Genomic DNA, 15,492 nt, shown 5'->3' on the forward strand with positions numbered 1-15,492 from the left:
GTAGGCCCGGTAAGGCGTAACCGCCACCGGGCGAGCGAAAAGGCTCAGGAGAAATACTGCTGCAACAGCGGCGCGGTGTCCTGATTGGCAGGCGCGGCAGGCGTTACGGCCTGGGTACGGAACGGGATCACCTGCGTACGTCCGTCGACGTTCACAATCTGGTAGAACTGCGGCAGGTTAAAGTTGATAAAGCTTGAGCCGTAGGTGAAACGGTCATGCGAAGAGGAGTAGAAGCGGCTGACGTCGCGCACCAGCTCCTCTTTACTGCCTTCACAGTGGTGATACACCTCGGCGCGGTTGGTTTCATCCAGAATGTAGATGTTGAACCCGGCATCGTCGCCCGACTCTTCAAAGAAGAACTGAATAATCCCTTCGCTGGCGAATCCGTCCACCACCTGCGGCAGCTTAACGTGGTTGGTTTCCACCTGCACAGACAGGCCATGCAGCTTGTTGTGTGAAATCGCGCCGTAGAACTCGATGGCGTTTTCCAGCTTCTGTACCGACACGTTCAGACGTTCGAAGAACAGGCCCCAGGTCTGACCGGAGACGCGCAGCGCTTTAAAGCGTCCGGTTTCCTGACGGGTGCTGGACAGACGCAGTTCGATACACTCAGAAACCAGCTGCTGCACGCGGGTACGAATTAAACCGCGCAGGTGCTGGCTGTAGCAGAACACCTCAACGCTGTCCGGCGGTGCGGCATCCTGGTGCATCTTGCCGAGAATCGTTTTCAGCGCTTCGATCATCGCCTGCTCGCCGTTGAAATGCAGGGTACGCACTTCGTTCCACGAGTTGCGGTACAGCAGATCGACGCTGCCCACCAGGCAGTTTTGCTGCTCGCCAAAGCTGAAGACGTCCAGCTTGCGGAAGTCAAAGTGAACCACCTGATTGCGGAAGGCCGCCGTCGGGTCGTATTCCAGGTTGACGATAATCGCCAGATGGCGAATTTCGCACGGGCTGTAGAGCGCTTTCGGCGTTGGGGCAGGCAGACGCAGCGGGAAGTGGTGCGACACATCCGCGACCATCTCCTGCAGCTTAGCGAGATCTACCACCTCGTTACCTTTGATAAACAGGCGCGTGCGCGAGGTCAGCAGGCCGTTAAACCAGGCCCAGGCCACCAGCTTGTTCAGGTAGCGGTTATACTCCAGCGGCTGATGGCTGATGATTGAGTCCATGCTTGGCGCACGGTTATACAGATACCACCCGGTGCGGTTTGCGCGGCCCGGCGGCACGTAGATAAAGGTCAGATTCGGTTCTGACAGGTCTGGCGAAATCTGCGGGTTAACCAGGGTGACTTTGCCCGGCAGCGCTTCAAACGCGGCGTACAGCTTGCGGGTCAATACCCCGATGTCCTGCGGGCTGGCGGAAACGCTGAGGTTGTTACGGCGCGCAAAGCGGATCAGGTTACGGTAGCTTTGCATCATCGCATCGAGCAGTTCGTTGTGCGCTTCACGCACCTGATCGATTTTCCAGTTGGCCCGGTTGTCGAGCATCGACAGACGCGCTTCGTCCCATCCCCACTCTTTCACTAACTGACTGACCACTTCACGGCGCCAGCCCACGCAGGCGCGCTCGCGGCTCAATTTCTCACAGACTTTGAGATAGAAACATCGACGCACCAGGTCAAGACGCGTGGTGTCATCAATAGCTTTCAGGTATTCGGTCACGCGCTCCAGCATCATGCAGTAGGCGTCCAGCCCGAAGGAGACGATCTCCCCGTCGTGCAGACGCTGCTTGATATCTTTCGCCAGCAGGCGCGGCGTAGGGTATTCCCAGGAATAGGCTTCCAGCAGCAGCGTTTTCAGCACCGCTTTGTACGGTGAGTCGATACTCTTATAGAGCTGCCAGAGGCTTGCGCCAAAGTATTCTTCGGCTGACAGAGAGCTGAGGCCGCCGAGGTCCAGCCATTCGTTTGGCGTCAGTACACCCTGCGCGTAAAGCGACATGACGTAGTCATCGTAATGCTCTTCTTCTTCGCACGGGACCATATTCCACAGAATACGCTTCCCGGCCAGACGCACGGCAGTACGGTAAAATTCATCCAGCAGTAAGATGTGCTGAGTCGAGCCGCAGTCCTCACCACCCAGACTGCCGCTTTCGTTATGGCGGAAACGGTTTTCATCAATCAGGAAGAAGCTTACTTCCACGCCGAGCGAGGCCGCCCAGCTCTCCAGCAGGCTGCACTTGCGTTGCAGCAGCTGACGCTCGTCGTTATCGAGCCAGGACTGATGGCAGACCCAGATGTCCAGGTCCGAAGAACAGCTTTGCCCTACCGATGAGGTGCTCCCCATAGAGTAAACGCCGGTAATCGGCAGTTCACCTTTTGGAGACTCCTGTGGCGGCATGCCGCGGTAGAGTTCCAGCTCGTTCAGGTAATGCTGTTGGGTTTCATCAGGCGTGAAAAGGCAAATGCCCTGGGGAACGTTACCGTCAAGGTAGCCAGGCATCAGCGGATGGTGATAGTGCAATAATGTCGGCAGCAGACTGTATACCTGCTGGAAAGCAGGGCCCATGGCAGCAAGCGCGCGATCCACACGCAGTTGATTAATGGCATCCAGTCTCTGTTTCAGAGTCTCAATATAGAGGTACAAGACGTATCGCCTGATGTTTCCGGGTGTCGCAAGCTATTCAAAACACGAATAACAGCGGACCCGCAGTATTTCAAAAAGATAACCGTTACCCTTTTTCGCCCTTATCATTTTTGGCGGTAGCGACGAAAAAATGGTCTAAAACGTGATCAATTTAACACCTTGCCGGTTGACCGTAAAGAAAGATGCGCTACATACAAGTGTAGCACCGTTCTGTACGTGTAAATTCCTGAATACGGCTATGGCTGACGAATACGCCGCCTTGTCCCTCTCACGCTTCATCAACCGTAAAACTGCCATCCCAGAGTCAACAATGTTAGGATGGTTAGCGATTGATAATGACGGTAACAAGCATGTTAGACAATGTTTTGAGAATTGCCACACGCCAAAGCCCCCTCGCGCTCTGGCAGGCACATTATGTGAAGCAGCGCCTTGAAGCCTGCCACAGTGGATTGCGCGTCGAGCTGGTGCCGATGGTCACGCGCGGTGACGTGATCCTCGACACGCCCCTGGCGAAAGTGGGCGGCAAAGGCCTGTTTGTCAAAGAGCTGGAACTGGCATTGCTTGAGAACCGCGCCGATATCGCCGTACATTCAATGAAAGACGTGCCCGTCGAGTTCCCGGAAGGGCTGGGGCTGGTGACCATCTGCGAGCGCGAAGATCCGCGCGATGCGTTTGTCTCTAACCACTATGACTCCCTCGACGCGCTGCCGGAGGGTAGCGTGGTTGGCACGTCCAGTTTACGCCGTCAGTGTCAGCTGGCAGAGCGCCGTCCTGACCTGATCATTCGCTCGCTGCGCGGTAACGTCGGCACGCGTCTGGGCAAGCTGGATAACGGCGATTACGATGCCATTATCCTCGCCGTTGCCGGCCTCAAGCGTCTGGGGCTGGAGTCGCGCATTCGCGTGGCGTTGCCGCCAGAGCTGTCGCTTCCGGCCGTGGGCCAGGGTGCCGTCGGCATCGAGTGCCGTCTGGACGATGCGCGTACCCGCGAACTGCTCGCACCGCTGAACCATGACGAGACCGCTATCCGCGTAAAAGCCGAGCGTGCGATGAATACCCGCCTCGAAGGAGGATGTCAGGTACCGATTGGCAGCTATGCTGAATTAACAGAAGGTGAGCTGTGGCTGCGCGCGCTGGTGGGCGCTCCGGACGGTTCCCAGATGGTACGCGGCGAACGTCGCGGTAAAGCGCAAGATGCCGAGCAGCTTGGCGTGTCGCTGGCGGAAGAGCTGCTGGATAACGGCGCCCGCGAGATTCTGGCTGACGTTTATAATGGAGAGCCCCCTGCATGAGTATTCTTGTCACCCGCCCTTCTCCCGCAGGAGAGCAGTTAGTGAGCCGTCTGCGCACACTGGGGCAGGTGGCCTGGAGTTTTCCGCTCATTGAATTCTCCCCCGGTCGGGAGCTCTCCGCGCTCGCCGACCAGATGAATACCCTTCAGGAAGGCGACCTGCTGTTTGCGCTGTCGCAACATGCCGTGGAATTTGCCCACGCGCAGCTGCAACAGCAGGGTTTAGCCTGGCCACTTGCCCCCCGCTATTTCGCGATTGGCCGCACAACGGCACTGGCGCTGCATACCGTAAGTAGCGCGGACGTTCGTTACCCGTTAGATCGGGAAATCAGCGAAGTCTTGCTACAATTACCTGAATTACAAACTATTGCCGGAAAACGTGCGCTCATTTTGCGCGGCAACGGTGGTCGCGAGCTGCTGGGCGAAACGCTGCGTGAACGCGGTGCAGACGTGACGTTCGTTGAGTGCTATCAGCGCTGTGCAAAACACTACGATGGCGCGGAAGAGGCGATGCGCTGGCACGCGCGCGGCATTAATACGCTGGTGGTCACCAGCGGTGAAATGTTACAACAGCTTTGGTCGCTGATACCGCTTTGGTATCGCGAAAACTGGTTACTCCGCTGTCGGCTTCTGGTCGTCAGTGAGCGTCTGGCGAACCAGGCCCGGGAACTGGGCTGGCAGGATATTCGGATCGCTGATAACGCCGACAACGATGCGCTGCTGCGCGCATTACAATAACTCTCAAATGGGAAGCCATAATGACGGAACACGACAAATCCTCCGCCGTGGTTGAAGAGACCAGGGAGACTGTGGAGACGACGCCACAGCCAGAGACGACTGAGAAAACCGCTGAGAAGAAAAACGGCAGCAACAAAACGAGCCTCGCGCTGAGCGCGATTGCCATTGCCATTGCGCTGGCAGCAGGGGTTGGCCTGTACGGCCTGGTGAAGCAACAGGGTGCTAACCAGACGTCCACCAGCGATGCGCTGGTGAATCAGCTCACTGCCCTGCAAAAAGCGCAGGAGACGCAGAAAACCGAGCTGGAAACGGTGATTAAGCAGCAGGCCGCCGCGCTTGCCGAGGCGAACAGCAAACAGGAAGAGCTGGCTAAACAGCTGGGCGACGTGCAGCAGAAAGTCGCCACGATTTCCGGTACCGATGCCAAAACCTGGCTGCTCTCGCAGGCTGACTTCCTGGTGAAGCTCGCCGGACGTAAGCTCTGGAGCGATCAGGACGTCACCACTGCCGCCGCGCTGCTGAAAAGCGCCGATGCGAGCCTGGCAGACATGAACGACCCGAGCCTTATCACCGCGCGACGCGCGATCACCGAGGACATCGCCAGCCTCTCCGCCGTCTCGCAGGTGGATTACGACGGCATTATCCTCAAGGTGAACCAGCTGTCGAATCAGATTGATAACCTGCAGCTGGCGGATAACAACGACGACGATTCCCCGATGGATTCCGACGGTACCGAGCTTTCCAGCTCCCTGAGCGAATGGCGCATAAACCTGCAGAAAAGCTGGCAGAACTTTATGGACAGCTTCATCACTATCCGCCGTCGCGACGAAACCGCCGTGCCGCTGCTGGCGCCGAACCAGGATATCTATCTGCGCGAGAACATTCGTTCCCGCCTGCTGGTGGCGGCTCAGGCCGTGCCGCGTCATCAGGAAGAGACATACAAACAGGCGCTGGATAACGTCTCGACGTGGGTACGCGCCTACTACAACACCGATGATGCGACGACCACCGCCTTCCTCGAAGACATTGATAAGCTGAGCCAGCAGAACATCACCATGAACGTGCCGGATAAGCTGGCCAGCCAGCCGATTCTGGAGAAACTGATGCAGACGCGCGTACGTAACCTGCTGGCGCAGCCGGGCGTGCCGGCAGAGCCGTCGGGCGGAGCGGCACCTGCCCCGGCTCCGGCGCCTGAAAGCGCACCACAAGGAGAGTAATGATGCTAAAAGTTCTCTTACTCTTCATCCTGCTGATCGCCGGGATCGTGCTGGGACCTATGCTTGCGGGTCATCAGGGTTACGTCCTGATCCAGACGGATAACTACAACATTGAAACCAGCGTAACCGGCCTGACGATCATTCTGATCCTCGGCGTGGTGGTGCTGTTTGCGATCGAGTGGATCCTGCGCCGTATTTTCCGCACCGGTGCCCACACGCGCGGCTGGTTCGTTGGTCGTAAACGCCGCCGCGCCCGCAAGCAGACCGAACAGGCGCTGCTTAAGCTTGCCGAGGGTGACTATCAGCAGGTTGAAAAGCTGATGTCGAAAAACGCCGACCATGCCGAACAGCCGGTGGTGAATTATCTGCTCGCTGCCGAAGCGGCGCAGCAGCGCGGTGACGAAGCCCGCGCCAATCAGCATCTGGAGCGGGCGGCAGAGCTGGCCCACGGCGACCCGATTCCTGTAGAAATCACGCGCGTTCGCCTGCAGCTGGCGCGCAATGAAAATCACGCGGCGCGTCACGGTATCGATCGCCTGCTGGAAGTTGCGCCACGTCATCCGGAAGTGCTGCGTCTTGCCGAGCAGGCGTATATTCGTACCGGCGCCTGGGGCTCGCTGCTGGACATCATTCCGTCGATGGCGAAGGCCGAGGTGGGCGACGATGAACATCGTGATGAGCTTCAGCGTCTGGCATGGATTGGCCTGATGGATCAGGCGCGCGCCGACCTGGGCAGCGACGGTCTGAAAACGTGGTGGAAGAATCAGAGCCGTAAGACGCGCCAGCAGGTTCCTCTGCAGGTCGCCATGGCGGAACATCTTATTGAATGTGACGATCATGACACGGCTCAGGAGATCCTCCTCGATGGCCTGAAGCGCCAGTATGACGATCGTCTGGTGATGGTGATCCCGCGTCTGAAAACCAATAATCCTGAGCAAATCGAAAAAGTGCTGCGTCAGCAGATTAAAACCGTCGGTGACCGCCCGCTGCTGTGGAGCACGCTCGGTCAGTCGCTGATGAAGCACGGAGAATGGCAGGAGGCGAGCCTCGCCTTCCGCGCGGCGCTGAAGCAGCGTCCGGACGCGTTTGATTACGCGTGGCTTGCCGATACGCTGGACAAGCAGCACAAGCCGGAAGAGGCAGCCGCCATGCGGCGTGACGGATTGCTGCTAACGCTGCAAAATAACGGTACGCAGCAGTAAATAAAAAGGAGGCCTGATGGCCTCCTTTTTTTATCGCCTTTCTCCTGCTACATTCTTTACACCCACATCCGCAAACGAACCCGCCAATGTAACGATGTCTTTTCATTAACCTTTTTTCACACACGCGCACATTTTGCAGCGTGGACTAAATCGTTTTTGAAAGGAAATCTCCATGAACTCGCTTTTGTATGCGCTTATTCAAGCGCTGCGTTGCCACCTCTGGCTGCGCCTGCTTGCCTGTGCTTTTATCTTTTCTTCGCTGGGGAATGGTCTAACCCAGGTCGTGGTCTTCGGTTTGCTGCTGGCGTGGTCAGCCCCGCCCGCTCTGCTCACACTCGCTTTTCTTTTCGCTACGGTACCAGGGTTCATCGGCAGTATCTTCGGCGAAAAGCTATGCTCACGCTTTTCGCCGATATCCCTGCTGATACTGACCGAGGGGCTGGGCCTGCTCGCCCTGCTCTTTCCCCTGCTTGGTGTGGGTTACCACAGCGTTGCCGCATTGCTCGCCGTGCAATCCACCGAAGCCCTGCTCAGCGGGATGAGCTGGCCCGCGCTGACATTGCTCTTTAAGCGCGGTCTCAGCGAAGCGGAGCTGCCCGCTGCAACCTGTCTGGAAAATGTGATTTTTGCTTCTCAGGTGTTGTTAGGGACCGGCCTGGGCGTGGTGCTGTTTCAGAAGACATCCGTGTTTACCCTGCTGGCTATTGATGCCGCCAGCTTTCTCGGGTCAGTGGTACTGCTATGGCTGGCTGGGCGCCGGTTTTCTCCGGCACCACATCCCACCGCTATGGAAAGGGGAGTTTCTGCAACATTACGCTGGCAGGCGTTGACCGTTCGGCAAAAACGCAGCCTGCTCATCCTGCCGGCGCTGGCTGCCGTCGGCTCACCGGCGATGGCGCTTCTTCCGGCACTGGCCCAGCAGCTTAGTCCTCAGGATGCGGCGGGCCTTGCTTTGCCTCTGCTTTTCGCGAGGAGTCTGGGGCAGCTTTGTGGCCCCCTGCTGCTAAAAAAAGAGAGCCTGACGCGCATTGCGGCCCACACGCCGCGAATAATCGTTTGCCTGAGCATCTTTCTGGCCGCTTATGGCATGCTGCCTTTTTTGTCCGGGTGGACGATATGCGCGCTGGGGATGATCTTTATCGCGCATCTGGCCTCGAATGTTCTCTTCGCAGCGGGCACGTTTGGGGTACTCAGTAGTTTTCCTCTCACGCAAACCGCTTCGGCCAGCGGTAAAGCCTGGCGCTGGCAAACGCTCAGCGCCTCTCTTTTCACCGGCATTGCAGCGGCGGTAGCTTCAGGGTTTGGCTCCGTACAGGCGCTCTATGCTGTCTCTGTATCGGCCCTGCTGATGGTTGCCCTGATCATGCGCCTGTATCGGGAATAAGGCATAAAAAAACGCCTGCTATAAAAGCAGGCGTTAAAACAGGTCTGTAAGACAACATATTTGGTGCTTCACTCAACGTTGTGTCCATGGTGTCTGATGAGGCCGAAGCGACATCTGTCAGTGGACGATAAGCACCGTAAATGGCTCTGCGTCATTCCTGAGTTTATGAGGCACTAAGGCGAACATAAGAGATGGAATGAGCATCTACACGCATATTATTGCACGTAACGTGCCAACATGACACCCAGAACTTTTACATGACGCAACATTTTAAGATAAAAGGAAATTATGCTGCCTGGCGCCGTCTTAGGCTCTACAACGTATCGGGAAAAGGCGGGAATATGTCGCCAGGAGGAGACAGCAAAACCCATAAATAGTTATTTATTTAATTTTCAATGAGTTGCATGTCGCTGGATTGCGACAAAGAAAAAGGGCGCTGTCGGGGCATGACTACAGGAATGCGAGCTCGCAGAAAACAAAAAACCCCGCCGAAGCGGGGTTCAAAATTGGTCGGCGAGAGAGGATTCGAACCTCCGACCCACTGGTCCCAAACCAGTTGCGCTACCAAGCTGCGCTACTCGCCGATGTACTGCTTTTTGAATTTTTAGTTCAATTCATTTAAAAAGTCGTGGTGCGAGGGGGGGGACTCGAACCCCCACATCCAAAGGACACTAACACCTGAAGCTAGCGCGTCTACCAATTCCGCCACCTTCGCAATTCACAACTCTTTCAAATAATGGGGTGGCTAATGGGATTCGAACCCACGACAACTGGAATCACAATCCAGGGCTCTACCAACTGAGCTATAGCCACCACTGTATTCTTTCACGCGGTACTGACTACTTCTCAGACCACCGCAGCTCTAGCGCCGGGACTAAAATGGCGCGCCCGACAGGATTCGAACCTGAGACCTCTGCCTCCGGAGGGCAGCGCTCTATCCAGCTGAGCTACGGGCGCTTAGCGCCGTTGCGGGGCTGGATATTACGTACCTCCGTCCCCGCTGTCTAGTGCTTTTTTGAAAAAAATGCGCGTTTGGTTATGGTTTGCACATTTTGCCGCTTATTCCTCCACTTTCTGCGTGGTGCCGCGGCGACCCAGGCCAAAAAGCTTATATGCAGCCGTTACAGCCGCCAGGAAGATCATCCCGACAAACAGCGACATGCGGGTATCTTCATTAAAGTACATGCCGATTAATACGCAAATCAGGAACGCCATCGTCAAATAGTTCGCATAGGGGAACAGAATTGAGCGGAACGGATGGCTTTCAATCGCTTTTTTATGCGCATGACGGAAACGCAGCTGGCTGATGAGGATAACAAACCACGGCACCATGCCCGGCAGTACGCTGGCGCTGTAGACGTAAACGAACACGCGCTGCGGGTTAGGAATGATGTAATTCAGGCAAGAGCCAATCAGCAGGATTACAATGGAGACCGCCACACCCGCCACCGGTACGCCGGCACGTGAGACTTTATTCATCGCCGCAGGCAGCTGGTTATTCTTCGAAAGCGCATAGAGCATACGCCCGCAGCTGTACATCCCGCTGTTACAGCCTGACAGCGCTGCCGTCAGGACCACAAAGTTGATGATACCCGCCGCCGCCGTGATACCAATTTTGGCGAAGGTTAAAACAAACGGGCTACCCGTCGTGCCAATTTCGTTCCACGGGAAGATGGTCACGATGACGAAGATCGCGCCCACATAGAAAATCAGGATACGCCACAGCACTTTGCCCACCGCGCTACGCAGCGTGACCTGCGGGTTTTTCGCTTCACCGGCGGTAATACCGATCAGCTCCACGCCCTGATACGAGGCCACAACGATACACAGCGCCGTCAGGAAGCCCTTCCAGCCGCCGGCGAAGAAGCCGCCGTTTTCGGTCAGGTTGCCAAAGCCGATAGCGTGCCCACCGTTGCCAAAGCCGAAGAAAATCACGCCCAGGCCGACGACAATCATCACGATAATCGTGGTGACTTTGATCATTGCGAACCAGAACTCAATTTCACCGTAAAGGCGCACGGCGGCCAGGTTTGCCAGCGCCACCAGCCCCACGGCAATGAGCGCGGGTATCCACTGGACCATGTCCGGGAACCAGAACTGGACGTAGACCCCTATCGCGGTGATCTCGGAGATGCCCACCGCCATCCACATAAACCAGTATGACCAGGCCGTCAGGTAGCCGAAGAAGGGGCTCATATAGCGATGCGCGTAAACGGCGAAAGAGCCGGTTACCGGCTCCAGGAAGAGCATTTCGCCCATGGAACGCATAATGAAGAAAACAAACAGCCCGGCGATAATATACGCCAGTAATACGGAAGGGCCTGCCCATTTGAGCGTGCTTGCGGAGCCCATAAACAGGCCCACGCCGATAGTGCCGCCCAGCGCTATCAGTTCAATATGACGAGCTTCCAGTCCACGCTGTAGCTCCGGTTGTTTCTCTGCCATAGATCCTCGATTGTGTTTGCTGTTTCCCGGCTTAATACCGGGTATTGTTTTTTAGGGGTACTAAAATACGGAGCGAATGGTTTCCTAAAATCTGCCAAATGGCAAACGATGCATTAAAAAAATAAATGCATTGCACAGATTATCAGCAGTTTTGCAGGCGAGTTGCAGCGCGAATAGCATATCGCGCTACATTTTGATTACATTTTCCCGGTGTAATGCCAGGCGAGGTAGCGAAGCAGACGGATCTGTCGTTTAATGCGCGTCGGTTGCGATAGCAGGCGGTACAGCCACTCCAGCCCCAGATTTTGCCAGACCTTTGGCGCACGCTTAACGTGGCCGGTAAAGACGTCGTACGTGCCGCCGACGCCCATGTAGAGGGCATCAGGACAGACCAGACGGCAGTCGCGCATCAGGATCTCCTGGCGCGGGGAGCCCATCGCCACGGTGACAATTTTCGCACCGCTGTCACGAACGCGCTCAAACAGAGCCTGCCGATCTTCCGGTTTGAAGTAACCATCCTGGCTGCCGACAATATTAACATTCCATTGACGACGCAGTTTCTCCTCCGTCTGGGCCAGTATCTCCGGCTTTCCGCCAATCAGGAACACGGGCGTACCCTGCGCACCTGCCCGGGCCATAAGCTGCTCCCAGAGATCGGCCCCCGCCACGCGGGATACATTAGCGTCAGGATACTTTTTACGGATAGAGCGGACCACGCTGATCCCGTCCGCGTATTTAAATTCAGCCGCTTCAATCAGGCTTTTGACTTCCGCATTATCCTCAACCGCCAGCATTTTTTCCGCGTTGATGGCCACCAGCGTACCGGATTTCATCTGGCTGTCGGCGAACAGAAAGTCCAGCGCGTGCTGCATGTCGCGCCAGCCAATAAGCTGCAGGCCACGTAGCGCGTAGCGCGGTGCAGAAATTTTATCAGTCATTACTATCCTTACTCAGACTTGCGACAGCGTTGTGCTGCCCTGCCGCTCGCGCTTGTGCACGAGCCCTGCGCTGTCAAACAGCCAGTACAGCAGTTTGGCCAGCAACAGGCAGAGGCCGAAAACGACCATGAAGAACACCACGCGCGAAACGAACGAGTCCAGCCCTTCGCGCGCCAGAACGATCATATTGAAAATGGCACCAAAGCAGAAACTGTGCAAAATGGCGGCTTTATAGCGGTTGGTCTCTTCGTTGCCGCGCAGGTAAAGCCAGTCGAACCACTTGATAATCAGCCCCACGGCAACCGCCCCGGGCAGAATGAACCACGCCCCCCCCATCACCACCAGGGAACCAATCAGCGTTGGCGAGATTGCCAGACCGGAATGGTTGTTCAGCACTTCCCAGGTAAAGTAATTCGCCGTGTTAAGCACCACGCCGGGCCGGTCCGGCCATAGCCAGGAAGGGATAAAGACGTAGAAGTCGCGAACAATCGGCGCCAGCCCCTGGAAATCAATCTTGTCGTAGTTTTGCAGCAGCAATGCCAGGTTTTCCCACGGCGAGAAGGTATCGCGCGTCAGGTAGAGGAACGTGTAAAACGCCTCATCGCCCGCCACGTTCATCCCGTAGCGCTTCAGCGCCAGCCAGAACATCCCGACAATGCCAAACACGCCTGCCGCAACCAGCATCCACAGCGAGATCCAGCCGCGGATGATGCCGATAAACAGGAATATGGCGAAGGCGATGATGATGTTCGCGCGCGTGCCGCCCACAATCATGTAGGTCAGAATGCCAAACGCGACGGTGCTGACCAGAAAGAACAGCCACGCTTTGCTGTCCTGACGCAGGAAAAAGACCACCAGCATCGCCGGGATGAAGAAATAGAAGAAACGCTTAAGCGCCACGCCCGAGACTTCGGCCGAAAAAATCTGGCTGTAGGAGTGGAGCTTAAACAGCAGAAAGCCGTTATGCATGAAGAAGATACCGACGCTGACCAGGGCGATGGTCATCAGCATCACCCACGTCAGGTGGGTTTCCACCCGATTCATGGTAAAAAGCGGCCGACGCGGGACTGCAGCCTGCGCTGAACGCAGACGCGTTTTATAGGTGACGTAGTAGACGGCATAGAAGCAGGTCGCCGCCAGAAGCGCCTGGAGCAGGATTTCCGGCGGTGCGACGCTCACGTCAAAACGGAAGACCAGAATGCTGGTCAGCGGGAAGCCGAAAAAGAAGGTCAGCAGAAACAGTAACGAGAAGAATACGTTAAAGTTGAACCGCACCCGGCGGAATTCAAACCAGGTAAGCGTGGCGATAAACAGGGCGCTCAGAAGCCAGACAACCAGTAAGCCGCTGAATTGCAACTGACTCATGCTTTGTCTCCTGAAGCGATACGCAGCGCGCGATGCCACGGCGTGAGGTAATTCGGGCTGAAAAAATCGATGCTATTTTTATCCACCAGCGTGAGCTGGCGTTGGGCTTCCCGTACCACCTCGACATTCAGCGTGTCTGAGGTAAACAGCACCGGAATATGCTGCTCGGCCATGTCCTGCCAGAACGGGTTGTCGCGGTTGAGCACGCACGGTACACCCGCCTGAATCAGCAGACACAGCGTGCCGATTCCCTGCTGTCGGGCGAAGATGAAATAGCCAAGATCGCATTTTCTTAGCAGCGCAAGATACTCATCAAATTCCAGCTTATCGCTGAGGATGTGCAGATTTTCTGCACTAAACAGCGCAAGTCCCTGCTGGCGAACCTCAGCAATATAGGCGTCGTTGTTGGCGGGATAGCCCATCGGCACCACCACGTTCACCGTGTCGCCAAACTGCTGATGCACCGCCCTGAGCGCTGCGACGTGTTCGTTACTGCGATCGCCGGAATTCCCCACCAGGATCGTTAGCTTGCCTTCACGCACCGCGTCATTCGCCATGGCGTTCAGCGCCGGATCCATGCGGGTTGGGAAATAGAGTAATTCTCCGCGCACGTTCGGGTGCTGTTTAGCAAAATAGTTGAGATCGCCTCGGGTGGCAAACACGCAGCCCACGCGCCCCTGCGCCATGCGGCGCAGCGGATAGAAAAGACGGAATTTCCAGCCGCGGGAGACTTCGTAGAGATCGGCTCCCCAGATATGCCAGCTGCACTGGGAGGGTTTAATCCCCCCGCTGAGCAGTGCCAGCCACAGGCCGGTATTGAACTGCCCGTGGAAAAAGAAACGTTGCTTACGATCCGCCTTGGCTCTGGCAACGACCGCCTTCGCCAGCGCGGCCTTATCCGGCCAGAAGCGAATCGTCAGCGCCGGAAACGCCTCGCTCAGGCCCTTATCCTGACCTGCAACCATAAACTCACGCGCATCAGGATTACCCGATGCCAGCTCGTCGTTGAAGAACCGCAAAACGGTCTGGTTATGGTGTGGGATATCCGATCCCAGGATGTGAATCAGTGCAGTCATGCGCGTTTACGCCACAATAAAAATACGCCGCAACAGGCGGCGAAATAAACGATATAGGTTGCCATGTAGGCCTGAGCCGCCCCCAGCGCACCGTGCGCGGGTATCAGCCAGTGTGAAAATGCTGTCAGTAACGCAAACTGGCTAATTTCCGCCAGGATATACATCCGCAGGGACGCTTTTGCAATCACCAGATAGCCAAAAACGTAAGCACCCACTTTCAGTACATCACCCACCAGCTGCCAGGCAAAGAGATCGCGCATGGCGGTGAACTTCGCCGAGAACAGCAGCCAGATGGCGACATCGCGCAGTAGCCAGACGGTAAAGCTGGCCGCCGCGACGGCTGGCAGCACAAAGCGCAGCGATCGGAAAATCTCACGGGTAATATCCTGTCTGGACGTCAGACGCGATAAGGTTGGCAGCAGGTAAACGCTAAAGGAAGCCGTAATAAACTGGAGATAGGCGTCGGAAATACTGCTTACGCCCTGCCAGATCCCCACCTCATCCCAGCTATAATGTGCCGCCAGCAGGTTTCGCATCATCACGTAGGCCACCGGCAGCGTGACGGAGGTGATGAGCGCCATCAGGGTAAATTTACCCAGCTGGCTGGCAAGCATCGTGTCCCATTGCGGTTTCAGGTAGCTCAGAGGGATGACGCCCCGACGCATCAGCATAAATGCCGCAGGCACAACAACCAGTGCCGGGACCAGCGCCAGCCCCAGCAGTGCGCCTTCATAGCCGCCCAGGCGATAGCAAAAGTAATAGGCAATCACGCCGATGACGCTGCCCAGGATTAAGGCAAGCGCGTTCCCGGCGGCATCACGAAAACCTTTCATCAGCGCCAGCAGCAGGTTAGCCCAGGCAATACCCATCTGAACCAACGCGACCAGACGCACCAGCCCCTGATAATGGGTATGACCGAACAATCCCTGACTGATGGGCGCCGCCGCCAGCAGAAAGACAATCGCCATCAGGGTCGAAAAACCCGTGACCATCGCCGAAGAGGTACCCACCACTCTGCGCAGCTGAGCCGCATCATCGTGATACTGCGCAACGTATTTGGTGACGCCGTTGAAGATACCGGCACCGGCCAGCACGCCAAGGACGGTGACAAGCTGGCGGAAATTACCCGCCAGCCCCACACCAGAGGGGCCAAATGAGACGGCCAACAGCTTGACGACCAGCAGCCCGGCGCCAATTTTTACAAGCGTGGACGCGGCGGTCCACACCGATGCTTTTGCCAGAGACATA

The 15,492-nt window shown here is 56.6% G+C and carries 11 protein-coding genes and 4 tRNA genes; 5 read left to right on the top strand and 10 right to left on the bottom strand.

What is annotated here, in order from left to right:
- Window positions 1-44 precede the first annotated feature (44 nt).
- Window positions 45-2,588, bottom strand: a complete 2,544-nt coding sequence (gene cyaA, locus AC27FC_RS22280) for a class I adenylate cyclase (protein ID WP_023309629.1) — start codon at window positions 2,586-2,588, stop codon at window positions 45-47.
- 350 nt (window positions 2,589-2,938) lie between these two features.
- Here cyaA and hemC point away from each other — a divergent pair, with 350 nt between their 5' ends.
- The 5 genes from hemC (at window position 2,939) to AC27FC_RS22305 (ending at window position 8,420) form a co-directional block, all read left to right on the top strand.
- Window positions 2,939-3,880 carry a hydroxymethylbilane synthase gene (hemC, locus tag AC27FC_RS22285; RefSeq protein ID WP_033146903.1) on the top strand — a complete coding sequence of 314 codons (942 nt, stop codon included), beginning with the start codon at window positions 2,939-2,941 and terminating at the stop codon, window positions 3,878-3,880.
- Entirely contained in the window at window positions 3,877-4,617 is a 741-nt protein-coding gene (hemD, locus tag AC27FC_RS22290; RefSeq protein ID WP_033146904.1) for a uroporphyrinogen-III synthase, read from the top strand. Before hemC ends, hemD begins: the two co-directional genes overlap by 4 nt.
- 20 nt (window positions 4,618-4,637) lie before the next feature.
- Window positions 4,638-5,834, top strand: a complete 1,197-nt coding sequence (gene hemX / locus AC27FC_RS22295; RefSeq protein WP_045357194.1) for a uroporphyrinogen-III C-methyltransferase — start codon at window positions 4,638-4,640, stop codon at window positions 5,832-5,834.
- A gap of 2 nt (window positions 5,835-5,836) precedes the next feature.
- Window positions 5,837-7,036: a protoheme IX biogenesis protein HemY gene (hemY, locus tag AC27FC_RS22300; protein ID WP_008501551.1), complete on the top strand. Its 1,200-nt coding sequence runs from the start codon at window positions 5,837-5,839 to the stop codon at window positions 7,034-7,036.
- A 172-nt stretch (window positions 7,037-7,208) separates the two neighbouring features.
- Window positions 7,209-8,420: an MFS transporter gene (locus AC27FC_RS22305; protein WP_196355217.1), complete on the top strand. Its 1,212-nt coding sequence runs from the start codon at window positions 7,209-7,211 to the stop codon at window positions 8,418-8,420.
- A gap of 507 nt (window positions 8,421-8,927) precedes the next feature.
- On the opposite strand, the gene AC27FC_RS22310 is transcribed toward AC27FC_RS22305, so the two are convergent.
- The 9 genes from AC27FC_RS22310 to wzxE all read right to left on the bottom strand — a co-directional run bounded on the left by AC27FC_RS22310 (window position 8,928) and on the right by wzxE (window position 15,491).
- Window positions 8,928-9,004, bottom strand: a tRNA-Pro gene (locus AC27FC_RS22310).
- Between the two features lie 45 nt (window positions 9,005-9,049).
- Window positions 9,050-9,135 (bottom strand) — tRNA-Leu (locus AC27FC_RS22315).
- Window positions 9,136-9,157: 22 nt separating this feature from the next.
- Window positions 9,158-9,233: transfer RNA gene (locus tag AC27FC_RS22320), tRNA-His, on the bottom strand.
- A gap of 67 nt (window positions 9,234-9,300) precedes the next feature.
- Window positions 9,301-9,377, bottom strand: a tRNA-Arg gene (locus tag AC27FC_RS22325).
- A 102-nt stretch (window positions 9,378-9,479) separates the two neighbouring features.
- Window positions 9,480-10,865: a bifunctional threonine/serine APC transporter ThrP gene (gene thrP, locus AC27FC_RS22330; protein WP_232960355.1), complete on the bottom strand. Its 1,386-nt coding sequence runs from the start codon at window positions 10,863-10,865 to the stop codon at window positions 9,480-9,482.
- A 197-nt stretch (window positions 10,866-11,062) separates the two neighbouring features.
- Window positions 11,063-11,803, bottom strand: coding sequence for a lipopolysaccharide N-acetylmannosaminouronosyltransferase (gene wecG, locus AC27FC_RS22335; RefSeq protein WP_196355219.1), 741 nt, complete (start codon window positions 11,801-11,803; stop codon window positions 11,063-11,065).
- 12 nt (window positions 11,804-11,815) lie between these two features.
- Entirely contained in the window at window positions 11,816-13,168 is a 1,353-nt protein-coding gene (wzyE, locus tag AC27FC_RS22340) for an ECA oligosaccharide polymerase (protein WP_033146908.1), read from the bottom strand.
- On the bottom strand, window positions 13,165-14,244 hold the full coding sequence (locus tag AC27FC_RS22345; RefSeq protein WP_196355220.1) for a TDP-N-acetylfucosamine:lipid II N-acetylfucosaminyltransferase: 1,080 nt from the start codon (window positions 14,242-14,244) through the stop codon (window positions 13,165-13,167). The genes wzyE and AC27FC_RS22345 overlap by 4 nt, the downstream gene beginning before the upstream one ends.
- Complete coding sequence (gene wzxE / locus AC27FC_RS22350) at window positions 14,241-15,491, bottom strand: lipid III flippase WzxE (RefSeq protein ID WP_045888450.1); 1,251 nt, start codon at window positions 15,489-15,491, stop codon at window positions 14,241-14,243. Before wzxE ends, AC27FC_RS22345 begins: the two co-directional genes overlap by 4 nt.
- Window position 15,492: the final 1 nt, after the last annotated feature.

The organism is Enterobacter sp. C3_dUdeg, assembly GCF_057536195.1.